Origin of the sequence: Clostridium porci (assembly GCF_009696375.1) — a bacterium.
Taxonomy (GTDB): Bacteria; Bacillota; Clostridia; order Lachnospirales; family Lachnospiraceae; genus Enterocloster; species Enterocloster porci.
The window spans coordinates 1-25,301 of the sequence record NZ_VUMD01000004.1 but is presented as its reverse complement, the minus strand read 5'-3'; the positions used below and the strand labels follow the sequence as shown (position 1 = coordinate 25,301).

The window sequence follows — 25,301 nt, the reverse complement described above, 5'->3', positions numbered from 1 at the left end:
AAAAGCCTTGATTTATGCGGGTTTGAAAGGCTCTAAAGCGTGACATCTCTGCCTTTGTTTCCGCTTTCTCTCGGCGGCTTTGATTTTCTTCATGCGCCCGGCGCAGTCGGGGCAGTATTTTCCCCGGTTGGATTTGGGGACAAAGGCCGCCCCGCAGACGGCACACCGTTTCCGGCTTCCCCGGCACAAGAGGGCTGCGGCCAGCTCCCCGTCAAGGGGCAGGACAGCCACACGGAACCAGTGGCACATGAGGGAAAAGGAAATGCTCTGGACGCACACGCAAGGCTCCCCGTCGTCCAATAGCAGGCAGTTCCCCTCATCGTAGTTACAGCACTCATGTACCAGCCGCCGCGCCCGCCGGTGCTGGCGGTAGTCCATGTGGGGCAGGTTATCGCTCATGGCTCTGCTCCTTTCTGCGGTGCGGCTCGTCCCGGCGCAAAATCTGGTCGATGTTCCGCTTGACGGTCTGCAACTCCTTGAACCGCTGTTTCTGTTCGTGATAGGTGTTATACAGGCCGTCTTTCTCGGAGATAAGCTGCTCGATCTCGGCCTGCAACGCTTTCCGGGCGGGCAGCTTGGTAATGCCATGCGCCTTGAAATACCGGGCTGCTGCGTCGGCTATGATAAAATCGCTCTCATGGGCCTGCCGGTATGCGGCGCGGGCTTTCTCGGATTTCTGTGCCCGCAGCCCGTCGCGGGCGGCCTTGGTCTGGGCGTAGGCCAACACCTGCCGCTGCAACTTCTTTTTCCCTTGCAGCTTCGTTTCCAGTGCTTTCAGTTCGCCGCTGGTCTGGCGCATTTTCTGATAGGCGGTGTCAACGGCGGCTTCTAACTGCTCCGGGGAAGTAAAGCCGTATTGCTGGTAGACGGACAGCGTTTTGGCGGCCTGCTTCAGATTGTGTATCTTCGCCCAGCGTTCATAGCCCCGGCCTTTGCCCTCGGCCATTTTCTGCTCAATGTCCACAAGCCGCTGCACTCCGTCCTGTTTCGGGGCGGCTATCTCGGCTCTGGCAACCTGCAAGCGGTCTTTTATGGTGCGTGGGGGATCGGGGGATCTGGCTGGCGCTTCGGCTGCTCTGGCGGCGTTTTGCTCTAAAACGGCAAAGACAGCGGCGCGGTCAAAATCGTCGCCCAGCTTCCGGGCGGTAATTGGCTTTGTCCTGTCCGGCGTGAGGTAGGAAAGCCGCCCCCGGCTCTCCTTGACGGTCACACCCTCCTGCAGCAACAGAGAGGAAAACTCGTCAAAGCTGGCGGCGGTGGCAAGGGCTTTCCGTAGGGTCTGCCGCAGCTTCTCCTTGTTCGTTTCAAACTTGGTCTGCCGGGGCGTGATACTATCGGCAATCATGGGGGCGTTCTGCTTGTCCAGCGCGGCCTGTCCCTTTTTCTGCGCCCAATACTCCCGGTCGGTGACGCGGTTCTTGCTGCCGTTCAAGAGGTCGATTTGATAAAGCCCCTCCCGGTGGCACATCTCCATGACTTCGGATTTGAAGTAGCGCAGGGCAGCGTCGGTACATCGGTGCTTGCAGCCGACTTTCGTATCGGCCGGCCTGTCCATGTAGGGCAGGAACGGCACTTCCTCAATCCGCAGGCTGTTTATGACGATATGCACATGAATGTTGCCGCTGTGGTTATGCCCGTCCGGGTGGGTGCAGACAAGGGCCTGGTGGCCGGGAAAATGCTCTTTACAGAATTGTTCCCCCAACGCCTGCGCCCGGTCTACGGTCAGGCCGTTGTCCGGCCCGTCCCGCGGGTCAAAGCTGATGATGTAGTGGTGGCTTTTCACATCTTCCCGCCGCTGGTTTTTCTGATAGCGGAGATTGGCCCGCATACACGCAACGGCAAAATCCTCCCCGTCGCAGTTCAGCGTGGACAGCCGGTAGTCCTCGCGGGGGATAAGCCTGCCGGTTTCATCAAGGACGGGCTTCATGGTAAACTCGTCATGCTCAAAGAGAAGATATTGCTCGGCGGCTCCGTAGTCGGCGTTTTTAGAGTTGATATGCTTGAGTGTTGCCAACCGCGTCACCTACTTTCTTGAGGACTTCATACTTGAGGACGGCAAGGTCGGATATGGCGGCGCGTACCTCGCCGGAAAGGGTGTTGTAGGGTACGCCGTATTCGTTCAGATACCGGGCAATCTGATTGAGGTTGCCGCCGATCCTGCCGTACTCGGCTGTCAGCTTCCCGACAGCGGAAAGCAACTCGTCATTGACCGACGACACATGGACAACCGGGCGTATGGTCGCCCGCCGTATCGCCTGCCGGAGAAATTCGGACTGGCTGATACCATAGGGCGCAAGCCGCGCTGTGAAGTCGGCATACTCATCTTCGGACAGCCGGGTTTTCACAACGCGGCTGCGGTGGGGCGTGTTGTATTTCTTTCGCATGGTGTGACCTCCTTTCTCGCCCGTAAGGGCGCATGAGCAGGGTTTGGGGAAGGCACTCCCCAACAAGTTTCCCGCGAGGGGCAAAACTGCAGAATTGCGGATTTTGGCACCGTGGTAGAAACTTGCTCTCCGTGACTGCAAACTTTCTCTCACTTCCGTCCGCCACTTTTTTGGAAAACTGCAACCACAAAAGTTTGTTTCTCTTTTTCTGCTACTACTAATCCTGTAAAGGGCATTCCTGCCCGCTTTCGCTAAAATGACACCGGACGCAGTGGTTTCTACCCGGTGTTGGAGAAATCCTTTCTCTTTGCCCTCTACTACGGGTAAATGCTCCAAATGCCAAACACCAGGGCAGAAAAATTCCCTCCTCGCTTACTACTACAACCGGCAGGGGGCAAAATGGCCGGGAGCGGAGCCGGACAACAAAAAAAGCAGTAAATCTTTTTCAAGACTTACTGCTTTCGCTGGCCGCGTCGGTGGCGGCTGGTATTCAGTTTTTATGACTTGTCCGGTGGTTCGTCAAGCCGGAACTTGAATTGACAGTCAATTAACCGCTGCTTTACATAGTCCTCCACCTCGGCGTTGACCTGCCCGTTCACTTTTGAGAAATAGCGGATATATCCGGCGTAGTGGAGCAGGACAGCGTTCACGGCTTCTGGGTCGCCCTCACGGGCTTTGAGGATTGTTTCATAGGGGAGAAGTCTACTCATACCGGCTCACCCCCATTTCTTCGCGTAGCCGCTGCAAGGCAAGCTGGATATGCCGCCCCGCTGTGCTGCGTGACCGGCCAATACACGCGCCGATCACGCGCTGCGGCTGGCGCAGAAAGTAATAGCGCAGGATTTCTTCCCGCGTCTGCTCCGGCAAAACAGAGATCGCGTCGGCAAGGGCGGCGTTGCAGAGCAGGACGGTCTGACCGCAGACGGTAAATGGGTATTCCTCGTCCGGCTCCGACGCGGCAAACTGGACAAACTTCTCGTTCATCAGATAGTCAAGGGAAACTTGCCGTTCCCATTGCCGTTTAAGCTTCAAAATCTTGTCCAAGGCGGCACAGCGGATAACAGTCTTGCAAAAGGCGTTGTACCTGCGCTGGATATATTCTTGATAGGCTATCTGGTCGGTCATGGAAATTCCCCTTTCTGAATAATAGTGCGGGGCGGTGGCACTTCTTGCTGTCGCCCCTTGATTGCCTACCAGCAAAGGCGGGCGGGGCTGTCAACGGCTGCGCATATGCGCCGTTCATCTTGACCGTTGACTGGCTCGGCTGGGTTTGCTATTTACCCGACAAACTTGAATTTATTTTAAGCTATCACGTTTTACCTTCTTAAGCCTTACTATCATTACCATAGGAATTTCTTTGTTGGTTTTAAAACATTCTTCATAAAATCCATCAATGACAAATCCAGCTCTAAAACAAAGGTTAAAAATATCTTGTATGGAACGATGATAATAAATCTGCTCTTTCGGTTGCCCTTCAATCGCTATATCATAGTAACTGTGCGGTGTCATATATTTTTCAGTCAACGTGACAAAACAAGGGTGTTGCGTTGCAAAGACAAAAATTCCGCTTTCCTGCAACAGTTCATAAACAGCCATAAGAAGTGGTTCAATATCCGTAATATCCATAATTGCCATATTAGAAACTGCTTTCGTAAAGGCTCGATTTCTTTTTAATTCTAATATACTTTTTCTATCGGTCGCATCCGCCACACAAAATTCAATTTGTTTTGCATATTGTGATTGCCGTCTTTTAGCCAATTCTATCATTTTTTTGCTGTAATCAAAAGCGACAACCGAAGCGCCTCTTTGTGCAAGATACGAAGAATAATTTCCATTGCCACACGCAATATCCAAAATGTAATCCGCAGGATTAGGAGATAGAAGTTCCGTTACTTTGGGACGCACTACCTCTCTGTGAAATTCATTAGATTCGTCACCCATTGCATTATCCCAAAATTGTGCGTTCTCCTCCCAGATTTTTTTACTTTCCTCTGTTCCCATGTTCTCTCCCACTCCCCAAATTTGCTTTTTTGCTTCCATTAAATCTTCCTTACTATATTCCATTGTTACCCTCCATAACTTCTGATTGTTGCCGTCTTGACGATTATGTATCTTTACATTACCTTCTGAAACATATGGCGCACCTTGTCCAGGCGGCTGTTTGGACGGCGGGGCTGGATGACCGGCTGACCGACAGCGGCCTGATATCCTTTCAGCTCTGTAAGGCATACGCTCCGCCCGTTGGTGTAAAAGGCCAGATCAGTACGGTATGCCTGTATACAGCGGGCGGGAATCTCGCCAGTAAAGACAACTTCATCCTTTTTTACCTGGGCCGTTTCGATGGTGGCACAGTATTTCGGTGCATCATGATAAGCCCTGGAAAGGTATTCCTGGGGCGCATAGAGGATGAAGGAGAGATAAGGTTCCAGCAGCTGCGTCCCCGATTCCTTCAATGCCTGTTCCAATACAATCGGGGCCAATGAGCGGAAGTCCGCCGGCGTGCTGACCGGACTGTAATAAAGCCCGTATTCAAAGCAAATCTTACAGTCCGTTACGTTCCAGCCGAACAAGCCCTGCTCCAGCCCGTAACGGATACCATCCCTGACAGCGTTTTGAAAACTCTGGTTCAAGTATCCCAGCGAAACCCGGCTCTCGTATTGTACACCGGAGCCAAGCGAGAGTGGTGTAACAGACAGTCCTATGGATGCCCAAAACGGGTTGGGCGGCACCTCGATATGGATGGTGTGGCTGGCTGCTTTGAGCGGCCGCTCCATATAAATGACGGAGGGTTCCTTTACCACTGTTTCAAGCTTGTATTTTTCCGACAGCAAAGCGGAAACAACCTCCAACTGCACCCGGCCCAAAAAAGAAAGAATGATCTCATGGGTGATGGAATCCACTTCGCAACGCAAAAGCGGGTCAGTATCCGCAAGTTGCGTAAGAGCGTCCAGCAGCCGTTCTCTTTGCGCTGCCGTTTTCGGCGCAATCGTCGTCCGCAGCATGGGGAGGGGGTCCTCGCGCCACCTTTTACGAGGGAGCCGGGTTTGGTCCCCTAATACATCGTTTAACCTCACGCTGTCGCTGGGAAGGATAACAATTTCACCCTGATAAGCGGTGTCTGTCCGAACAATTTCCCCTTTGGATGGAATACGCATCTCTGTGATTTTCAGCTTTTCTCTCCCGGCCAGGGCCACCGTATCCCGCAGGCGCAGCGTTCCGCTGTATAACCGTAGATAGACACGCCGCTGGCCGCAATCGATGTACTCAACCTTGAAAACGCTGCCGCATAGGGCGGCGCCCCCCTGTTCCCCAATCGGTTGGAACAGCCCTGTCACCGCATCCATCAACGGTTGAATGCCAAGGCCATTTTTGGCGCTGCCATGATAGACTGGGAACAGGGAGGCGTCTTGAACCCGCTGCTGTTCCTCCCGCGCAAGTTTTTCCCGGCTGATTGGTTCTCCTGCGATATACTTTTCCAATAATTCATCGTTATTTTCGATGACCGCATCCCATGCTTCTATGTCGGTATTTTCCTCCAGGACTATTTCCGGGGACAGCGACACCGTCTGCTTGATGATAATATCGGCGGAGAGCTTATCCCGAACAGACTGAACCACGCTCTGCAAATCAACGCCAGCCTGGTCGATCTTGTTGATAAAGATAACGGTGGGAATGTTCATTTTCCGCAGGGCATGGAACAGAATACGGGTCTGGGCCTGCACGCCATCTTTAGCGGAGATCACCAAGATGGCCCCATCTAAAACAGCCAAAGAGCGGTACACCTCCGCCAAAAAATCCATGTGGCCGGGCGTATCCACAATGTTAACTTTACATCTGTGCCACTGGAAGGAAGTGACTGCCGCTTGAATGGTAATCCCACGCTGCCGCTCCAAAAACATGGTGTCCGTCCTCGTTGTCCCTTTTTCGACGCTCCCCGGTTCTGAAATGGCTCCGCTGGCATATAGCAGGCTCTCCGTCAAGGTCGTCTTTCCAGCGTCTACATGGGCAAGAATTCCAATATTGATTATTTTCATGTGATTGTCCTCCCTTTACAGCCCCAAAGGGCATAAAAATCCCCAGCAGTAAAATACTTTTACCACTGGGGATTATAAGTTGCGGACATACACATATACAGCATACACCTGTTTGTGATTGCTGTTTTTGGGGATATGTCAAAATTGATAAGGCAAAAGTATTCTTAAATTGGGTACAAAAAACTAAGCCCCTACAAAAGGAGCTATCATAATCCTTTGTTCCCACTATTTGATTATAGTTTTATTTAAGAATACCTTGCCGCATATTTTTTACTCCTTTTCTGGATTAAATCATTGTATCACATCAGTTTTAGGAAAGCAAGTACCTAAAAGAAATTTTTCTTCCCCTTATATGTAACAATCATACCGGCTTCCTAGCGTTCAGAATGTTTTCTGCTGTCTGCTGTGGTGTTTGGTTGGAATTGTCCAACCAAAAGCCGATCCGTGGTGTTGTCTGCATTTTACTAAATACAAATTCAATGTATACAGAAAGATATAAGGAGTGGGAGGGATTCCGCCGTAGTTGGCATTGTAGGAAAATCCAAAAGTTTAGATTTTCCCACAATGCTTATCTTTTGGTCTTTGGTTCGGAATAGTGTAGTGCTGGCGGTCTATCTCTTGTTTTCGGTTGCTTGCTTCCTTACCGTACATGAGCATTGGCACCGGGGTTATCGTTACCATAGCCCTCCAGCAGATTGATCGCGCCCCAGATACCGAGGCCAGCGCCGAGAGCAACAACGAGGGTCTGAAGAACACCAACAGCAGAGTTAAAGAAAGCCATAAAAGTACCTCCGAAAAAATAATTTTTTGATTTAGATTTTGGAAGGTACATTCATTCCACGATTTTTCACTGGTTCGTTAAAAAGTTAGGATGCTGCCATCAGGCAACAGGTTCACCGGAAAGGTCTACGCGATACACCTCGAAAGCATCATCCGGCTTGAGTTTGAGGCGGTGGGACATAAAACGCTCTATGTCAAAGGCGTTTTTCTTGTCATAATCCGATGTATAGCGATAGAGGGGATGTTTGGTGAGATCATATTTGTTGGACAGAAACGGGCGCACACCACGGAGCTGAAGGATGCACTTGCCACCGTCCAAAACGGCAAGCTCGTCCACACTCATAAGCTCCTTACCCAATTTCTGATAATTGAGGGAATGGGAAACCTCGCGTCCTCGGCTTTCGCCAGTGTTGTAGCTGTCGATGGTTTCCTTACCCAGCGCCGCCGCCAGTTCTTTCAGCGTACCGGGTTCTTTTCCGCCCAGGAAGATGGAGCAATCCATGTTTCCCACAATCGTGTCTGCGCTGTCCTTATATAAGGCTTTTAGCTGGCTTTGCGCCTGCAAGACAAGACAACAGGAAATCTCTCTGGAACGGATCGTTGCCACCAGCTTTTCCAGACGGGGTATCTGCCCGATATTCGCCGCCTCGTCGATCAGGCAGCGCACATGGACAGGCAAACGCCCACCGTACACATCGTCTGCTTTTTCGCAGAGCAGATTAAAGAGCTGGGTGTAACACATGGAAATGAGAAAGTTAAAGGTATCGTCCGTATCGGACATGATGATGAACAGGGCGGTTTTTCTATCGCCCAGGGTGTCCAGTTGAAGTTCGTCATAAGCTGTCAGCTCCCGAAGCTCCTGAATATCAAAGGGCGCAAGGCGCGCACCGCAGCTAATCAAGATGCTTTTTGCGGTTTTGCCGGCAGCTAATTTGTACTTGGCATACTGACGGACTGCAAAGTGGTTGGGTTTGCGCTCCTTCAGCTCGGCAAACATCAGGTCAACGGGATTCTGAAATTCTTCATCATCCTCCCGGACTTCCATGGCATTGATAAACTCAATGAGGGTGGAGAAATTCTGTTCCTCCACCGGCGCTTCATAGTGGATGTAGCCGATGAGCGCGGTATAGAGCAGGGTTTCCGCTTTCACCCAAAAATCATCCCCGGCCTTGCCCTCTCCCTTGGTGTTGGCGATCAGGGTCGTGACCAGCTTCAAAATGTCCTTTTCCGAATGGATATAGGCAAAGGGGTTGTAGTGGTGACTTTTCTTGAAATTGATGGTGTTCATGATTTTGATGCGGTACTGATTACGCCGCAGCGCATTTCCGCACTCCGTCACGATACTGCCCTTGGGGTCTGTGACCACGAAGCTGACCGGATAGGTTTTGGATGTGCATTGAAGCAAATTGGGTTTCAACCAGAAGCGGGTCTTACCGGAGCCGCTTCCCCCGATGATTAAAACATTCTTATTCCGCGCCGTTTTCGGGTCTTTCGGGCGGTTGTTCATGGTCAGGCACTCCGTCTGCGTGAGTATGATATTGTTCTCAAACACGGGGTCTATATAGGGCTTGATGTCCTCGGCTGTACCCCAACGGGCGCTGCCGTATTCCAGATTTTTGCGGAACTTCTTGGCGTTCTTGCCCTTGAAGTAGACCACCAGCCGAATGATAACGGCGGCGGCAATGCCTACGCACAGGTCAATGGGATGGAAGCTGGGCATGATGGACTGGAACGCGGTACGCATGCCGGTCATAATGTTCAGCAGCTTCCCGGAAATGTCTGCGCCGGGAGCCAGCCGCGCCGCTTCGCTCATTTTGGTAATAAGCAGCGCGATGAACACATACGGGATGTTCGGAAGAATGAGCTTTTTGTAATTGATCTGTTTCATCGTTCCAGCTCCTTCCGTTTCGTCCTGTCCACCACAGCCGATTTAATAAGCGCCTTGAAATGCTGGAGCTTTTCCAGTACGGAGGGGCGCTCCGCTTTTTTGACCTGTTTGGCGGTGTATTCCTTGAACGCGGCAGTCATGGCATCGGCATCCGGTGCTTTGAAGAACACCAAATACCGGTTTTCACCCTTGACCTTGAACGGAGCGAAGTCAATGCCGTACTTCCGGGCAACGCGGTTGAATGAGCCGATGTTCTTATCCGTGACCTCGATGCTCTGCAAGCCCTTATCCTTGGCGGCAAGCTGCTTGACGGTCATCTTGCCGTGGGGATTTTCCTTGTTGTACTGATGCTTCTGATGGCTTGCTTTCATCTGCTCCACCAGTTTGGCAAGGGCTTTTCGCAATTCCTGTTCGCCCAGCTTTCCGCAGTCTACGATCAGCGAAACTACTTTCTGTTCAACTTCTTCCTGCACGACTTATCACGCTCCTTTCCTCAGATTTGCAGGGAGAACGGGCAGGCACTAAGGTGGAACCACCAAACGGCGAAGATAGATAATCCTCATTTGCTTCTCCTTTCTCCGAAATGTACCGGCTGGTTGCGAAGCTGCTTTGCCGTATTCTCGGCAATCCGCAGTTTGTTGGCGGGCGGCAGATATGCAACGGGAACACCAGCCCATGCGTCGATCAGAATACCGGAAGCCTTATTGAGAACGGTGTAATCCACATCCGTTGAAGCTTCCTGCTCCGGGAAGAATATCTGTTGAATATCCGACAGGGCTTTTCGTTCCTCGGATGTGAATACATACCCCAGCGCAGAGCGAAGCCCCATTTTGATGGATGCTTCCCGCAGGATTTTGGATACGCGCAGATAGTACTCTGCCCGTTTCTTTTCATCGTTCTTATTCACGGCGGTGTCCTCCTTCTGCGCGTCCCTGTCCCTTAACGGTCAGGATGCCGTCCAGCGTGGTAGCGGTGATCCGCAGGCGTTCCGCAACGGCAATGTCGTTCTTCATGCTTTCGTCCACGGTATTGCCGCAGACAACAAGCACATGGGAGCGGCGCAGATATTCACGCGCCATGTCGATACCGTCCTTATGCTCCTGGGGGATTTCATCACTCAGGAACAGGGGCAGGAACAGCATGGGACAGATAGGCGAGAAGCCAGCGTCATAGACAGCCCTGCAATACTTGGCGGCATTTTCGGTGTTTTCAAATTCGTTCTCGCCCCAGGGGGCGGTGATGTAGGCAATAGGGCGTTTCATGGGTATCAAACTCCTTTCTTCCGTTTCGGGCATGAAAATAGCGACCCTTTACAGGCCGCTGTGAAAATCGTGATTGACCAGCATGGTGTAGTGGTTGTCGATGGTGGAAACGGAGTTGAACAACGCTGCCATGAGATAGGCTTTTGTGTTCCAGACGCGGGTAGTGTTTTCCCGGATACCGTCCATAACCTTTTCGATGTGCATGGAGGTTATCTTCTCAAACCGCTGTTGGACAAATCCCGTGGGGTATTCCGCATCCCGCCCGATCTTGATGGTGGGACTTCGGTTCATGGCAACCTCCAGCATGATTTCCACAAGCTCGTCAAGCTGCATACGGTCATGCTGCTGGCAGATACAGTCATACTCTATCTGCTCCTTGATTTCTGCTCTTTTATCAAATCCGTCCGTCAGTCTGTCTGCCGTAGGCGCAGCAGAAGGAAAGAATGAATGAGTATTTGATAGATCAGTAATTGTTTTTTGAGTATTTGATTTCTTAGTATTTAATTGCGCGGGATTATCCGTATCCGGTTTCTCCGCATCTGATTCCTCCATATCTGGATTTACCATATACGGGTTTTCCGTATCTGGTGGGGTCGTATCCGGTGCAGAGTTTTTCGGTTTCCGGGGTTTCTCAAAGATGGTGTATTCCGTGTCGGAGATCCGCCCATCCTTGCCGCGAAGCCGTTGGCGTATGATGTAGCCTGCCTGTTCCAGCTCTTTGAGCGTTTTGCCTATGGCATCTACACCCTCCTTGCAGATTGCCGCCAGCCCTCGCGTAGTGTAGTTCCACTCATCAGGCAGGGACAGCATCATGGATAGCAGTCCCTTTGCTTTGAGGGAAAGGTTGCTGTCTTTCAGGTGATGGTTGCACATCACCGTATAATCCCGCGTCCGTTCAACGCGAAATACAGCCATGGCAGTTTATTTCCTTTCCGTACTGCGGTCAGGCTTCCTGTTCGTCCTCCTTGGCGAATCGTACTTCCAGCCGCTCAACGCTCCAGTCCTTTTTGAACTGTCCCAGCGGGCCGGGGCCGAACTGCGCCCTTGCGCGGTTGTCCATTTCCAGCAGCTTCGCCCACAGCTCCGGGTGATGTTTTCTCAGTTTCCGAAGCTCACCGATCCTCTGGAACGGGCAGCACCAGCAGGATGCACGGTTATAAATCTCATACAGCCCGCCGAAATCAAATCCCCGGTCATAACAGGCTTGAAGCGCCTGTGCTTCCGTGATGCCCCAATCCACAAGAGGATATTGTTCATCCTTGCAGCGCCACGCTTCATCTGCGGCAATGCCGACATAGTGAAGCGCACCCAATTCGCCTTTGAGCCGGTTGACTTCCTTGCTGATAAGGTGGGTTTTGAGCTGCCCGGTACACCAGCGCACACGGATTCCCGGCCAGCCATTGCCGTAAGGAGGGATGCCCAGCCTTGCACGGTTTTCCAGACTTTTCGGTTTCTGCTTCGGTTCATCGAACATACAGTATTCAAAGCCTTTGGGATGGCGCAGGGTGGTGATATGCAGACCGCGCTCCCGGCACAGGTGGTCATCCAGCTTGGCAAGATGCTCATACATTTCCGGGAACTCCATGCCGGTATCCGCAGACAGTACCATGTCGATGGGCATACCGCGCTCGATCATCAGCAGAAGCATAGCGGTACTGTCTTTTCCACCCGACAGGCTGACCGCATGAAATTGTTTTTCAGTATTGTTCTGAATGGTTTCCCGCATGGGGAAGCCCCTCTGTTTTCACTCCTTTCCGCTTTTACAGCTCATAGATAGGCTGGGTATGGTCGTAGTAGGGTTCGCACATGGCGGCAAGCTCGGCAACCAAGTCCTCCAAATCCAGATCAAGGTCGCTGTCCGTCCAATCGCTGCCCTTGTAAACACGGTACTCGGTGATGTACTCGCCGTTGCCCACTTCAACATAGAAGTTCGCAACGATGGCAAAGCCCATATCTTCAAGCAGCCACAGCTCCATAGAACGGGCGGCAACTACCGCACCGGCGAAGCCCTCACCCATATCCTCATACAGCAGGGTTGCTCTCTGCTTAAACAACTCAGTGCCGCGATAGTCCATACTGAACTCATGCTCACCGTCAGCGCGGTAGGAGTAGACCGTTTCGGCATTGTTCCAGACCGCTTGCAGCAGGGTATCGTAGTCTATGTCCTCCAGAAACTCGTCGATCTCCGTTTCGGAATAGCCGACTTCTGTACCTTTGCGGAAAAGCTCGGTCAGCGCATTTTCCAGTTCTGTTACTTTGTTCAAGGTAAATCCCTCCAATCTTTTTAGTGACGCCGCTTTTTCCGGTCAGCGAGGATATGTCCCTCGATAATGGCGGCGTGTTTGCGGATTTTGATTTCACCGCGTTTTTCGGATGCCAGGGCTTTTTCGTACCCCTTATCGGAGAGGAACAGCCGCAGCCGCTCACCTTTATCACCCACAGGGGATTCCGCGGTCAGCACATCAAAAATAATCATGTGGCGGGTTTCATCCATGAAGCGTTCCAGCGCGAGGATGTCGTGACCGCCGATGAAGTCAGCATCAGCTCCCATACTCAGCACCACGCGCTTTGATCTGAAAGGCGGCAAGGCCATATCTTGCGATAAGGGTGGCATTGACGATCAGGCGCAGCGCTTCCAGGTCGATGATCTCCGGGTCTGACAAGTCCTCTACGGTGACAGATTCCGTTTTGGAGTACAGGTCACGCGCCGCCATGAACAGGGCGTAGTTATGGGGAGAGATGTTGCGAAGTACGGCATAGCCAAACTCAATGCCATGCTTGCAGAAGCAGTTCGCCGTGCGGCGGTGAATGTCATCATTGGCAGTCAGCAGATACATCGCCGCATGGTAGGCATTGGTATCGCGGGAGCGGCGATACTTCTGGATGGCGCGTTCAAAGTGCATCCTGCGCTCATGCTGTTCGTTGCTCCACAGACTTCCGTGGAAATGCTTGATAAGCAGCTTGAAGCGGTAGAACAGGCGGCGGTCATAAGAAAAGGTTTCCATGATCGCTTCGCGGTAGCCTACCACACCGGCTTCGATGCGTTCTGCCAGCCAAGGGCAGCGCAGAGCGGTACAGCCCACTTTTTTCACATACTCGGTGCAAAGATGGCAGCTAACATCCTCCGGGCTGTATTTGAAAGTATTGATATACATGGGTTCCTCCTTCCGGGCATAAAAAATATCGGACAAGCATAAAGGCTCGTCCGATCATCGGCTTTGGTCGCGCTGGCGCTTTTTCTGCCATGCGTCCAGTAACTTGAATATGACTTCCTCCATGCGCTGCGGCGTGTAGGAGCGCGGGAAGTATTTTTTGATCTTGTCCATGGGAATGGTCAAATTCCACACTTCGGGTTTCTTCTGCTCCATCATAATCGAGAGCATGGTGTCCTCATTCAGTTCGCCGCTCTGACTGAGTTTCTTCATTCTCTGCGCCTGGGACAGCGAGGGCGTGGCCTGTTCGCTGTCGATGGTTTCAAGCAGCAGGGTTTGTTCCTTGGGGGTAAGCGCCGCAAGCTGATACGCGGGAGTAAGGGCGATTTTCTTTTCATCCACCATCTGCTGAAGCTCCGGGACTAACTGCGTCAGGGAGATATAGTTGCGGATGGTATCACCGCTCACACCGGCTTCCTGTCCGATTTCATCGTCGCTTCGGAACTTAGCCGAAATATTCGGCGAAGTTAAATCCGTCCGTGCGCCCTGCCGTTTGATGGCATCCATTTTCATCTTGTATGCTTTGGCGCGTTCAGAGGGCAGGATGTTTTCGCGCTGAAGGTTGCTGTCCACCATGATGATGGTTGCGGTGTCCCTGTCCATGTTTCGGACGATGGCAGGCATGGTAGCCAGCTCTGCCAGTTCACAGGCGTGTTTGCGGCGGTGTCCGGCAATGATTTCATATCCACCTTCTTCCCGTGGACGGACAATCGCGGGGACGAGTACGCCATACGCCTTGACGCTTTCTGCGGTTTCCCTCATGGAATCATCATCCCTCACCTGAAATGGGTGATCTGGAAAAGGATGCAGTTCGGCAAGTGGGATTTGGATAACGACTTCCGGTTGTACTTCCTTTTCCGAGGGAGGCGCGGTCTTTTTACCATGCTCTTTCTGCGTGGTTTTCTCCGGCATTGTTTTCCTCCTATCGGTATTGGATTTTGGGTACAAAAAAAGGACATTTCTTCTTTTCAGAGGAAATGTCCTGATTTCTTGGGCAGGCAGACAGCCCGCCCAAACGGTATTTAGTTTTTGTCGTTAATATAACACCTCCTACGATATAACTACTTCGCGGCTTGATTTTTCGGGTTGGAAAAGGATGAAAAACCTTGCCTGATAACCGAAAACCCTTGAAATACGGGGCTTTTCCGGTTTGTCGTAATTATACCGTAAGGGCACTCGCATGCTTCTCTACTTGTGGAAATGGGATTTACTCCATTGGCGATTGCGGATCGGCTGGGGCATGAGAAAATTGAAACCACGTTAAACACCTATTCGCATTTATATCCCAACAAACAGGGAGAGCTTGCGGACAGGCTGGAAATTGAAAATAACAGGGAGGACGAGGAATGAGCGGAGTTCATAAGTATCCGACAATCAGCTTTCGGATTTCACCCAGAGAAAGGGAAGAAATTGAAGCAAAGATTTTAGCAAGTGGAATGTCAAAAAGAGATTATTTTGTACACTCCTGTATTTATAATCGGGTATGCGTAGTTGGAAAGAAAGAATTGATCTATCAGTTGGTAGAGGAATTAAAGATCATGCAGACAAATATTCGTGAAGTGACAGAACAGCTTGAACAGGCAGAAAGAACACTGTCAGAAGAAGGACTGCAGGATATGAAAAATGACTGTATGGATATGTTGAAAGCAATTATTTGGCTGCTGGATAGCGCAAGTTATCTGTGGCAGGATAAAGAAAAAAGCCCCGACAGCGGCAACTGTTAGGGCTGTGATAACTGGGAAATTTCTGTTATCAACTATCACAATGCGAGTATAACAGAGTTTCCCATTTGTGACAATCTTTTTTTACAATGGGAGGCTGAAATGCAGAATAGAAAATTAAAGACTGAACTGCGATTGATTAACATGGAGAACGTAGCGGTAGAGCAGGTGGAATGGTTGCTCTATCCGTTCATCCCCTATGGGAAAGTGATAATCATACAGGGAGATCCCGGGGAGGGGAAAACAACAATGGTGTTACAGCTCATAGCAAAACTGACAAAAGGTGAGCCTGTGCTGCCAGTAATGGACGGAGAGGAAGAACCCGTAGAACAGGCAGGCGAGCCAGTCAACGTGATCTACCAGACAGCAAAAGACGGGCTGGTGGATACCATAAAGCCCCGTCTTCTGGCAGCTGGGGCAGATTGTTCCAAAGTGCTTGTCATTGACGACAGTGAACAGTCTTTGACCATGTTAGATGAACGATTGGAGTAGGCAATCCAGCAGACTAATTCACGATTTGTGGTGTTAGATCCAATTCAGAGTTTTCTTGGAGCAGATGTAGATATGCACCGGGCAAATGAAATCCGTCCGCTGATGAAACGGGTATCTGTACTGGCGGAAAAGTATCGCTGTGCGATTATCCTGATCGGTCATATGAACAAGAACAGCACCGGAAAATCTTCATACAGAGGACTTGGATCTATTGACTTTCAGGCGGCGGCAAGGAGCGTCCTGATTGTAGGGAGAGTAAAGAATAAGCCGGAAATCAGAGTAATTTGCCATGTGAAAAGTTCTCTTGCGTCAGAAGGAAAATCAATTGCTTTCCGGTTGGACAAATACAACGGATTTGAATGGATCGGGGAATATGACATCAATGCGGATGATCTGCTGAGCGGCAATAACCGTGGACAGAAGATAAAAGAAGCGAAAGAGTTCCTACTTGAGATATTGGCAGATGAGGCAGTTGAACAGAATGTAATCATTAAGGAATCGGAGAGTCGTGGGATTAAAGGAAAAACGCTTTGGAATGCGAAGAAGGCTCTTGGTGTCCAGTCAAAAAAGACGGGTGACCATTGGTCATGGATGTTGCCGGAATAATAAATTAACATGGCAAGATTACCATTTCTTTAGGAACAGGTAATGTTGCTACCTTGAAAGGAGATTTGAATGAAACAGATACAGATACCACAGGAATTGTTTGTGCTGCTGATCCGCTATCATTTGATGAATGATGTCAGCCTTGTGGATGAGATAAAGATAGAACTGGGGAAGAAACTGGATGCAATGGTATTGCGTCAACTGTATGGAAAGTCTAAGACTGCACCGACGGAGGCTGAAAGGGAAAAAGCCCGGAAGGAGTATCTGGATAGGCGGGGGATACCTGACAGCTTTCGCTGGTAATGTTTTCTTTGATGATATGAGACAGGAGCGTGTCACGCTCCTGTGATATCAGACAAGGCAGAAGGAGGAGTTATATGATGATTCAACCAGAACGTGCATCACGGAATGTAAATGAGAACTTTTACGAGATGGAGATGAGACAGATCGCTATGCTAAATGAAATCTTTGGGGATGTAGATCTGACAAAGAGAGAAATGCGGACGTTGGTATGGCTTGCAGGCTGGGAGGAAAGCACAGTGGCAAATATGGTATCCGCAGTACGAAAAGCGATAGCGGCGGAAGCAGAGCGGCAGGAACAGCCGCTCCGTCCATAGGACGGAAAAGCCCCCGGCAGGGCGCAAAGGCAGCTTTTGATGGACGGAACGGCTGTCAAAAGTGCTTTTGCGTTACTTTCGGCGAAAGTAACAAAGCTTTGCGCCGTATCCGGCGCTGATTACTGCCCGAAAAGGGAGAGAGGAGAGTTATTGAAGAGAACGATCAGTTTTATGACAGGAAAAGGTTCTGTCAACCATAACAGCAGGAAATTCCGTGCAAAAAATACAGATCCAGAGAGAAGTTATCTGAATGTGGAATACTGCAATGAAAATATCAAAGACGTCTATCGCGAATTATTTGATGAAGCATTATCCCGTTATAATGAAAAACAGACAAGGAATGACCGTCGGATTGACGATTATTACGAAAAAATCCGCTCTGGGAAACAGGAAAAGCCATTCCATGAAATTATCCTGCAGATCGGGGATAAGGATACAATGGGAGCAGAAACAGAAGAAGGACAGCTTGCGGCAAAGATACTGGACGAATACATGCAGGATTTCCAGAGAAGAAATCCAACATTAAGAGTGTTCTCGGCACATCTCCACATGGACGAAGCAACGCCACATCTGCACATAGATTTCGTGCCTTATATTACAGGGAGCAAACGGGGGCTTGATACAAGGGTGTCTCTAAAACAGGCGTTGACAGCCTTTGGCTTCAAAGGAGGAACGAGAAGGGAAACAGAATTAAATCAGTGGGTGTCGGCTGAAAAGCAGCAGCTTGCTTCAATTATGCTGGAGCATGGAATTGAATGGGAACAGAAAGGTACACATGAAAAGCACTTGTCCTTGTTGGATTTTGAAAAACAGGAGAGGGTAAAAGAAGTGGCTGTGCTTGAAGCACAGAAAGCGGAACTGGAAGAACGTAATGCTACTATGCAGGAAGTCAATGAAAAATGGCTTGACCAGTTGGAGAATATTGAGAAGGAAATATTTTCAGCGCAGGAAAACAGGGAAAAGGCTGATAAGCAGGCAGAACAGGCAAAGAAAAAGGCATCACAATATGAGAAAAAACTGACGGAAATTGCGCCTATGGTAAAAGATATGGAGCGGTTCGCAGAGAAATATTCTGGTGATCCAGAGGAAGTGATGCCGGAGGCGGGAACGCTGGAAACGGGGAAATCCTACCGAAAAAAGAAAGTAAAGCCGCTGATTAAAAAGATTGTGACAGTGTTGCGGTCAGCTTATCGGGCTTATCTTGACTTGTCCAGAAGATTCAGTGATATGCAGAAATCTTATGAGAAGGCGTGGAGTAAGGTTAATTCTCTTACTGCCCGTGTAGAAGAACTTTAGAATGAAAACAGAGCCCTGAGGGAACGTTTGGGAGACTTTGGCAGGGTAGAACGGGCATTAGGACGAGATACAGTTGAAACGATTGTTCAGAAGGAGAAAAGTCTGGAAGAAGCACAGAGAATGCAAAAGAAGGGGCAGAAAAGGAAGATAGACAGAGGGGAGAGATGAAGAAACATTTTAAATTCTGTTTTTCTTGCTGAAAATTGTAGATTTTTGAAGAAAAAAGAATTATAATTAAATAAATTATGAGGGAGGGATAATATTGAAAAAGGGAATATATTTAAATGACTCTATTCATGGCCTAATTCCTTTGTCAGAATATGAAAAAAGAATTATTTCGAGTGTAGGATTTAATCGTTTGCATGACGTCTATCAAAATTCAACAGTATATCTTACGTTTCCAACAAATAGAACCAAACGATTTGAACATTCAATTGGAACAATGAAGTTGTGTTCGGATATGTTTTTTAATTTAGTATTGAATGCAACTCCGGAAAGTTTGAATGAATTTTATAAGTTCTTTTTGAAGGAATATGAAAATATAATAAGTAAGATTGCAAAAGAGCATGGCTTTTGTGAACAGAAATTAGGCGGAAGAACCCCAGATAAAATGCCTCAGATAGAGTTTGATAAATTCCGCCATTCTTTAATTCCTCATAATGTACCGGAAAGGTATCAAACATTACATTTGCTTTTAATACAATCAATAAGGGCAGCGGCGTTGTTACACGACATCGGTCATCCACCATTTAGTCATATTGTGGAATATGCATTAAAGGCAGTATATGAAGAAAATAAGAAAATGCAGCCAGAAGAAGGAACGAAATTAAAGATATTTCTGGATACGATGGCTAAATATTTTGAAGATAATAAAAAATTACATGAACAAATGGGGGATGAAATTAGCGATAGTATATTAAGAGAAATCATTCATACAATTAGCGATGAAGATGAAGGCTATAATGAAAATTTGTTTGAAGTTCTTGTGTTAGAAAGCGTAAAAAAAATTTTTGGAGAGGAAAAGCCATTTTCTTATTTACATCGCATTATTGACAGTAGTTTAGATGGAGATCGTTTAGATTATGTGACACGTGATTCTTTGAATTCTGGGATGGATTCAGGGAAAATTGATTATAATAGAATTATTAATGATATGCAGCTTATTGTAGATGAAAAAGAAGTCTTTTTTTGTGTTCCCTTGAAAGCAGTTAATTCTGTAGAAGATTTTATAAAACGGCGTTATAACATATATAAAGATATAATATACCATCATAGGGTAATTAAAACTGATTATTTGTTGGAATACACAGTAAGGGATTTGGTAAAAAAATATTTACAAGGTTCATCAGATAGTGAACTTCATAACAATAGGGTTTTAATTCCGTTTGATATATCGGGTTTATGGTTTCCTTTGAGAGAAGGTACAACATCTGAAAAATCCAATGCTTTATCTCAATGGAATGATTCATGGTTAATGACAGTTTTGAAACAAATCTATTATACAGAATATTATAGAAATAGAACTATAAAGAGTGGAACAGCTGAATATATTTTGAAACAAAGGTTATCTGAGCTTTTACGTAATAACAAATGTTACTATTCATTGATAAAACGTAGTGAAAATTTTAAGGTGATAGATGATGCTGTTAAAGCAGTGCTTGCAGAAAATAGGGAAGAAATTGAAAATTTGGTTAAGAAAACCAATGAATTATCATCATCTCTAAATTTGACAACAGTATCAGAAGGAACAACCATCGATATTAAAGGGACTTTAGATTTTATTGAAGAAATATTGAGTAATACTACTAAGACACCAAAAGGTTTTGTGCTGTCGTTTGTTTCTAGACGTTATAAAGCTATTCAGATAGATTCGTTCAAGAGTTTTATAAAAGAGATAGTTGAGCAAGAAACGAAAAATGCGTTTACAAATACAAAATTTTATGATACTATAGTCGTATTTAAAAACATTTCTATTGGCTTAGATAGCCCGATATTTTTTTATGATTACAACGGAAAAATATATACACTGGATGAAATTAGCGGTATTTCTAATATTTTGCGATTGGATTCTGACTATTTGCCTGTGTTTTATATCTATACTTTAATAAAAGATGGAGACTCTGTAGTTAGAGAAAAAAGAGAAGAACTTTTGGCGAGTATAGGTAAAAAAGTTGGACTTAGGCTTAAAGAAAAAATAGTAGGAGTGCTGAAATCGCAGATTGAACAAATGGAGGGAGAATTATGTGCAAAGTAGTAATGAAGGATTCCGTTGGAAATATTGAGTTTATAATTTATAATCATCTTTTTTCGAAAGATACATACAGATTTACAGTAGCTCAATTGGTAGACGAATTACATCAATATAATTTAGATTTATCTCCTGAATTTGTTCAAAAGGAAATAAATACATTCGTAAAATCGGGTTTAGTTAATCAAAATTTTAGAAGTTATTCTATATGTGGTAGATAAAAGTAGATTTCTATTAAAATAGAGTACAATATTTGGAGGCACAGAAATTAAATTTCTGTGTCTTTTTAATCCAAAGAATAATGGGAGACTATTATTATATTTTTCAATTTGGTGAGTGCTTTATATTATCAAAGATAACTTTTTTGAGTATATGCTAGTTCCATACCTCAAAGGGAATAAAGTATGCAACAGACTGCATTATTACTGCTTTGAGGATGCAAGTACCGGAATATATTGGATGATACCATCGTTCGGTCGTATTGACAAATACAGACGAATTATGGAGAAGAAGGGAAACCTTGAGATATTCTTCATATTGAGAAGTTGGATGACAGTTGAGAAAGCGCATTTCTGATACAGGATATGTTTCCGATAATAGACGAATACATAGAACGGAAATACACAATTGTTGGAAATCATTTGATGTTGACCAGTGAGCATACCGCCAGAGAGATTGAGCAAAAAGCGGGAAAAGTTATGGGAATGCTGAAACGTGGTGTTAAATTCACGCCAACGCAGCCAGATGTTATAGCGATATTGAAGAAACTGAAGGAGCCCAGATAGCGGTTCTAACTGGCTCTATTTTGGCTCTAAAAATTTGAACCGGCACAAATACGAGAAGAAATTTTGAAAAATGGGAATAATAAAATCATTAAAAAATATAGAAAAGTAGCCAGTGCAATTTATCCGCTGAGGAGTTCGAATAAGGTGGGAAGTTGAAGAAACCCAGTGTTTATGCGGGTTTGCGGCACTTTCAAAAGCCTTTTGATAACAAATTGATAACAGTTGTATAAGAGCCATTATTCTTGTAATCCAGTGGTTTTATGGTTAGAGAATGATTGTCAGGCGGTTGTACAACAAAGCGTTCAGAGCCATATTATTTAAGAAAGCCATTAACTGTGGATAGAAACTCATAGCTAATGGCTTTTTGTGTTAAAAAGTAACTGCTTTTATCATATTTATTATTGCGGTTGTAAATGGTAAAAATTTACTCAGAACATCAATAGCTTTTTGTGCAGTGCTTTTTTGGGGCGAACCCTTAGATAGTTGATAGAGAAATGACTCCAAAGTGTCTTTGTCGAAATCGGATAGAAGGTTCTCATTTTGGATAAAATCTTGTCATTTCTTTTCAATTCTAATCATATTTGTTGACAAGAACGATTAGAAGCGTTAGAATGTGAGTAGTACTATATTAAGGGGGCGATTGTATGGCTTTTCAAGAAAGTGAAACCGTTGAGCTGAAAGAAATTGTTGTGGAAGATATAAAGAAAGAAATTATAGCTTTTGCCAACAGCGCCGGAGGGACACTGTATGTCGGCATTTCTGATAATGGCAGTGTGGTGGGTGTGGATAACCCGGATATGGCAACACAACAGATTTCCAACATGGTTCGTGACGGCATCAAACCGGATGTTACGATGTTTACCCGCTACGATACAAAGGAGGCGGAGGGCAAACAGGTTATTGCCGTGGAAGTTCAGCGAGGAACAGAGCGTCCATATTATCTGGCAAAAAAGGGACTGCGCCCAGAGGGAGTATATGTCCGTCAAGGGACTTCTTCTGTCCCAGCAACCACTACGGCAATCCGCAGGATGATAAAAGATACGGACGGCGACAGCTTTGAAGCGATGCGGTCTTTGGAGCAAACCCTGACCTTTGAGGCCGCCACAAAAGAGTTTCAGTTACGGAAAATTGAGTTTGGGTCTGCCCAGATGAAAACGCTGGGGCTTCTCAATACCGATGGTATTTATACAAATTTAGGATTGCTGCTGTCTGAACAATGTACGCATACAGTGAAAGGGGCGGTGTTTGAAGGAACCGATCAAAGCGTCTTTCGGGATCGGCAGGAGTTTACCGGATCTCTCCTTCAGCAGTTGAATGAAGTCTATGAGTATATCGACCGCCGAAATCAAGTTAAGGCTACTTTTGACAAACTGCGTAGAATTGACACGAGGGATTATCCGGAAGTGGCAATCCGTGAGGCGCTGCTTAACTCTCTGGTCCATCGTGACTATTCTTTCAGCGCCAGCACATTGATTAGTGTATATGATGATAGGATTGAGTTTACGAGCATCGGCGGTCTTCCGGACGGTATTTCCCTAAATGATATAATGCTTGGATTATCTGTCTGTCGCAACCAGAAGCTGGCAAATGTGTTCTACCGATTGCAACTGATTGAGGCGTATGGGACCGGCATGATGAAGATTATGCGGGCGTATGAAAACAGCAGTCATAAGCCGGCAATCGAAACGACGGATAATGCCTTTAAAATCGTATTGCCCAATTTGAACGAGGGTAATTATATACTGCCTTTGCCGGACGCAGGCAATGAACTGGAGCAATCGGTATTGGAGTTCATCCAGAACCACGGCTCAATCACACGTAAAGAAGTTGAAACCGTTGCAGCGATAAATCAAACGGCTGCCGGACGCCTATTAAGCAAGATGGTTCAAACGAACTTGATTTTACAAATCAGACAAGGCAAAAATACAAAATATATATTACCACATTAAATATCGGGAGTATCCCAAAGATTGTGTAAACCTCTAAACTGATGTCAGATAGAATTACTCAGTTTGGAGGTTTTATTATGGCAAGGAAAAATGACACACCACAGAAAGCGGCAATGCGGGAACTCATGAGCGGTTACCTCAAACAGAACAACGTCAAGATCAAAGATGGCACAGATGTCAATGCGATTATGTGTGACATGATGAGTGTCATATTGGAGGGTGCCCTCGATGAGGAAATGAATGAGGAGCTTGGATACTCCAAGTATGATTACCGTAACAAAGAAACAGACAACAGCAGAAACGGCCATTCCCAGAAGAGAATGCACACCAGCTACGGAGACATGGAGATTGATATCCCACGGGACAGAAAGGGGGAATACGAACCTCAGGTGGTCAAAAAATATCAGAATACCGTCACCCAGGACATGGAGGAAAAGATCCTCTCCATGTACGCCAAGGGCATGACCACCAATGATATCGAGAGCCATATGCGGGAACTATACGACATCGATATCTTAGACAGTACCATCAGCCGTATCACGGACAAGATCCTGCCTATCGTAAAGGAATGGCAGGAACGGCCATTGGAAGAGATTTACGCAGTGGTGTTCCTGGATGCCGTCCACTTCCATGTACGCAACGAGGGACGTATTGTAAAGCAGGCCGTGTATATCGCCATAGGGATTGATATGTCCGGGAGGAAGGATGTCCTGGGTATGTTTGTAGGGCAGAATGAAAGCGCCAAGTTCTGGCTTTCCATTCTGAACGGATTAAAGAACCGGGGTGTGGAGGATATCCTGATTGCGTGTGTCGATGGGCTTTCCGGTTTCCCACAGGCGATAGAAGCCGTTTATCCCCAGACAGAAATCCAGCAGTGCATCATCCATCAGATCCGCAACACCACCCGTTTTGTCTCCTGCAAAGAGATCAAACCACTGATGGCTGATTTAAAGAAAGTGTATGCGGCACCGACTGAGGAAACCGCCCTATCGGAATTGGACAGTTTTGATGAAAAATGGAGTGGAACATATCCTAAAATCGCCAGTCCTGGCGTGATAACTGGGTAAATCTATCCACCTATTTTAAGTATCCAGAGGCAGTCAGACGCCTGATATATACGACAAATACCATTGAAGGATTTAACCGTCAGCTGAGAAAAGTGACCAAATCGAAGACGGTATTCCTATCCGATGACAGCCTATTAAAAATGCTGTATCTTGCAATGATGGATATCACGAAGAAATGGACGGGGCACCGTCAGGATTGGGGGCAGATCCATTCCCAACTGGAAATATTTTTTGAAGAACGATTGTCCTGATTATAAGCAGTGAAGGGCAGCTGGCGGGTTGCCTGGGCAGCCCGAGTGTGTGAAGAAAAGTCTGTAAATACGATCTTCTATGATATAACTGGGCTGAAAGTACCTTTTGGGATGTTCAGCCCTTGTTTTATTTATAACAACAACTATCGCTGCATGTCAAGAGCAGGCGGAAAATCCGCCTGTGAAACTAAGGTGAATTCTCTTATTCCGGTAGCCGGCCTTCGTACATAATGCTCAGTTCACCATATACCTGTCCCCAGTTTCTGATTGGCATCGTCCATTTCTTTGTGGCTTCGAACGTAGACAGGTACAGCGCTTTCAGCAGAGCAGTATCGCTTGGGAACACGCTTCCCTGACGGTTCAGCTTTCGGTAAGTGGCATTCAGGCTCTCAATGGCGTTGGTCGTATATATGACCTTTCTGACCGCTGTGGAACATTTGAAAATCGGGGAGATGGCGTCCCAGTTCTGTTTCCAGCTCCTCATGGAATTGGGATATCTTTCACTCCATTTTTCCGTGACCCGTTCCAGGGCGGCCAGCGCTTTTTCTTCCGCTGCCGCCTGGTAGATTGTTTTAAGATCCTCACAGAAGGGCTTCCTGTCTTTGTCTGACACGTATTTCATGGTATTACGCACCTGATGCACGATACAGCGTTGATATTCGGTCTTTGGATACGCTGCGGCGATTGCCTCTTTGATGCCGCTGAGCCC

26 protein-coding genes and 4 pseudogenes are annotated in these 25,301 nt (G+C 47.3%); 11 read left to right on the top strand and 19 right to left on the bottom strand.

The annotated features are described in order from the left end of the window. Positions 1–12 precede the first annotated feature (12 nt). From FYJ39_RS05315 to FYJ39_RS05220, 18 genes and pseudogenes are all read right to left on the bottom strand, one after another. Positions 13–399 (bottom strand): cysteine-rich VLP domain-containing protein, encoded by a 387-nt coding sequence (locus tag FYJ39_RS05315; RefSeq protein ID WP_002596231.1) that lies wholly within the window; start codon positions 397–399, stop codon positions 13–15. Next, positions 389–2,014 (bottom strand): relaxase/mobilization nuclease domain-containing protein, encoded by a 1,626-nt coding sequence (locus tag FYJ39_RS05310; protein WP_002596230.1) that lies wholly within the window; start codon positions 2,012–2,014, stop codon positions 389–391. The genes FYJ39_RS05315 and FYJ39_RS05310 overlap by 11 nt, the downstream gene beginning before the upstream one ends. Beyond that, the gene (locus FYJ39_RS05305; RefSeq protein WP_002596229.1) at positions 1,986–2,384 is read right to left on the bottom strand and encodes a plasmid mobilization protein; all 399 of its coding nucleotides are present in this window, start codon (positions 2,382–2,384) and stop codon (positions 1,986–1,988) included. Before FYJ39_RS05305 ends, FYJ39_RS05310 begins: the two co-directional genes overlap by 29 nt. Before the next feature lie 497 nt (positions 2,385–2,881). Then, entirely contained in the window at positions 2,882–3,094 is a 213-nt protein-coding gene (locus FYJ39_RS05295) for a helix-turn-helix domain-containing protein (protein ID WP_002586615.1), read from the bottom strand. Continuing rightward, positions 3,087–3,509, bottom strand: coding sequence for a sigma-70 RNA polymerase sigma factor region 4 domain-containing protein (locus FYJ39_RS05290; RefSeq protein WP_002586616.1), 423 nt, complete (start codon positions 3,507–3,509; stop codon positions 3,087–3,089). The genes FYJ39_RS05295 and FYJ39_RS05290 overlap by 8 nt, the downstream gene beginning before the upstream one ends. A 171-nt stretch (positions 3,510–3,680) precedes the next feature. Next, a complete protein-coding gene (locus FYJ39_RS05285) occupies positions 3,681–4,448 on the bottom strand; it encodes a class I SAM-dependent methyltransferase (protein WP_002586626.1) in 768 nt (255 codons plus the stop codon). Positions 4,449–4,498: 50 nt separating this feature from the next. Further along, a complete protein-coding gene (tet(W), locus tag FYJ39_RS05280) occupies positions 4,499–6,418 on the bottom strand; it encodes a tetracycline resistance ribosomal protection protein Tet(W) (protein ID WP_154471442.1) in 1,920 nt (639 codons plus the stop codon). 652 nt (positions 6,419–7,070) lie between these two features. After that, positions 7,071–7,199, bottom strand: a pseudogene (locus FYJ39_RS05270) (Maff2 family mobile element protein); the annotation flags it as partial. A gap of 99 nt (positions 7,200–7,298) precedes the next feature. Next, a complete protein-coding gene (locus FYJ39_RS05265) occupies positions 7,299–9,086 on the bottom strand; it encodes a VirD4-like conjugal transfer protein, CD1115 family (RefSeq protein WP_154471440.1) in 1,788 nt (595 codons plus the stop codon). Beyond that, positions 9,083–9,559, bottom strand: coding sequence for a PcfB family protein (locus FYJ39_RS05260; protein WP_328597521.1), 477 nt, complete (start codon positions 9,557–9,559; stop codon positions 9,083–9,085). Before FYJ39_RS05260 ends, FYJ39_RS05265 begins: the two co-directional genes overlap by 4 nt. A gap of 86 nt (positions 9,560–9,645) precedes the next feature. After that, entirely contained in the window at positions 9,646–9,993 is a 348-nt protein-coding gene (locus FYJ39_RS05255) for a hypothetical protein (protein WP_154471438.1), read from the bottom strand. Further along, positions 9,986–10,348, bottom strand: a complete 363-nt coding sequence (locus FYJ39_RS05250) for a DUF7768 domain-containing protein (RefSeq protein WP_154471436.1) — start codon at positions 10,346–10,348, stop codon at positions 9,986–9,988. Before FYJ39_RS05250 ends, FYJ39_RS05255 begins: the two co-directional genes overlap by 8 nt. A gap of 48 nt (positions 10,349–10,396) precedes the next feature. After that, positions 10,397–11,263 carry a DUF6017 domain-containing protein gene (locus FYJ39_RS05245; protein ID WP_154471434.1) on the bottom strand — a complete coding sequence of 289 codons (867 nt, stop codon included), beginning with the start codon at positions 11,261–11,263 and terminating at the stop codon, positions 10,397–10,399. Between the two features lie 28 nt (positions 11,264–11,291). Next, a complete protein-coding gene (locus tag FYJ39_RS05240; protein WP_154471432.1) occupies positions 11,292–12,074 on the bottom strand; it encodes a phosphoadenosine phosphosulfate reductase domain-containing protein in 783 nt (260 codons plus the stop codon). Positions 12,075–12,108: 34 nt separating this feature from the next. Then, entirely contained in the window at positions 12,109–12,612 is a 504-nt protein-coding gene (locus tag FYJ39_RS05235) for a hypothetical protein (protein WP_154471430.1), read from the bottom strand. A 20-nt stretch (positions 12,613–12,632) separates the two neighbouring features. Next, entirely contained in the window at positions 12,633–12,899 is a 267-nt protein-coding gene (locus FYJ39_RS05230; RefSeq protein WP_154471428.1) for a DUF5720 family protein, read from the bottom strand. Beyond that, the gene (locus tag FYJ39_RS05225; RefSeq protein WP_154471426.1) at positions 12,889–13,503 is read right to left on the bottom strand and encodes a hypothetical protein; all 615 of its coding nucleotides are present in this window, start codon (positions 13,501–13,503) and stop codon (positions 12,889–12,891) included. The genes FYJ39_RS05230 and FYJ39_RS05225 overlap by 11 nt, the downstream gene beginning before the upstream one ends. A 54-nt stretch (positions 13,504–13,557) precedes the next feature. Next, the gene (locus tag FYJ39_RS05220) at positions 13,558–14,472 is read right to left on the bottom strand and encodes a ParB/RepB/Spo0J family partition protein (protein WP_154471424.1); all 915 of its coding nucleotides are present in this window, start codon (positions 14,470–14,472) and stop codon (positions 13,558–13,560) included. Positions 14,473–14,733: 261 nt separating this feature from the next. Here FYJ39_RS05220 and FYJ39_RS05215 point away from each other — a divergent pair. The 11 genes and pseudogenes from FYJ39_RS05215 to FYJ39_RS05160 form a co-directional block, all read left to right on the top strand. Further along, positions 14,734–14,910 (top strand): annotated as a pseudogene (locus FYJ39_RS05215) (site-specific integrase); the annotation flags it as partial. After that, entirely contained in the window at positions 14,907–15,284 is a 378-nt protein-coding gene (locus tag FYJ39_RS05210; RefSeq protein WP_154471422.1) for a plasmid mobilization protein, read from the top strand. The pseudogene FYJ39_RS05215 and the gene FYJ39_RS05210, both read left to right, overlap by 4 nt. 99 nt (positions 15,285–15,383) lie before the next feature. Next, positions 15,384–16,379: pseudogene (locus FYJ39_RS05205) on the top strand (AAA family ATPase). A 69-nt stretch (positions 16,380–16,448) separates the two neighbouring features. Beyond that, on the top strand, positions 16,449–16,682 hold the full coding sequence (locus tag FYJ39_RS05200) for a complexin-2 (RefSeq protein ID WP_154471420.1): 234 nt from the start codon (positions 16,449–16,451) through the stop codon (positions 16,680–16,682). Between the two features lie 74 nt (positions 16,683–16,756). After that, positions 16,757–16,996 carry a hypothetical protein gene (locus tag FYJ39_RS05195; RefSeq protein WP_154471418.1) on the top strand — a complete coding sequence of 80 codons (240 nt, stop codon included), beginning with the start codon at positions 16,757–16,759 and terminating at the stop codon, positions 16,994–16,996. A 150-nt stretch (positions 16,997–17,146) separates the two neighbouring features. Beyond that, positions 17,147–18,292: a plasmid recombination protein gene (locus FYJ39_RS05190; RefSeq protein WP_456236680.1), complete on the top strand. Its 1,146-nt coding sequence runs from the start codon at positions 17,147–17,149 to the stop codon at positions 18,290–18,292. Positions 18,293–18,319: 27 nt separating this feature from the next. Further along, positions 18,320–18,460 carry a hypothetical protein gene (locus tag FYJ39_RS05185; RefSeq protein ID WP_154471416.1) on the top strand — a complete coding sequence of 47 codons (141 nt, stop codon included), beginning with the start codon at positions 18,320–18,322 and terminating at the stop codon, positions 18,458–18,460. 94 nt (positions 18,461–18,554) lie between these two features. Further along, positions 18,555–20,546 (top strand): HD domain-containing protein, encoded by a 1,992-nt coding sequence (locus FYJ39_RS05180; RefSeq protein WP_154471414.1) that lies wholly within the window; start codon positions 18,555–18,557, stop codon positions 20,544–20,546. Then, on the top strand, positions 20,534–20,761 hold the full coding sequence (locus FYJ39_RS05175; RefSeq protein ID WP_154471412.1) for a hypothetical protein: 228 nt from the start codon (positions 20,534–20,536) through the stop codon (positions 20,759–20,761). Before FYJ39_RS05180 ends, FYJ39_RS05175 begins: the two co-directional genes overlap by 13 nt. A gap of 1,208 nt (positions 20,762–21,969) precedes the next feature. Further along, positions 21,970–23,274, top strand: a complete 1,305-nt coding sequence (locus tag FYJ39_RS05165; protein ID WP_154471411.1) for an RNA-binding domain-containing protein — start codon at positions 21,970–21,972, stop codon at positions 23,272–23,274. A gap of 113 nt (positions 23,275–23,387) precedes the next feature. Next, positions 23,388–24,592 (top strand): annotated as a pseudogene (locus FYJ39_RS05160) (IS256 family transposase). 202 nt (positions 24,593–24,794) lie between these two features. Here the strand turns inward: FYJ39_RS05160 and FYJ39_RS05155 are convergent. After that, on the bottom strand, positions 24,795–25,301 hold a 507-nt coding region (locus FYJ39_RS05155; RefSeq protein ID WP_195840382.1), incomplete at its 5' end, for an IS256 family transposase.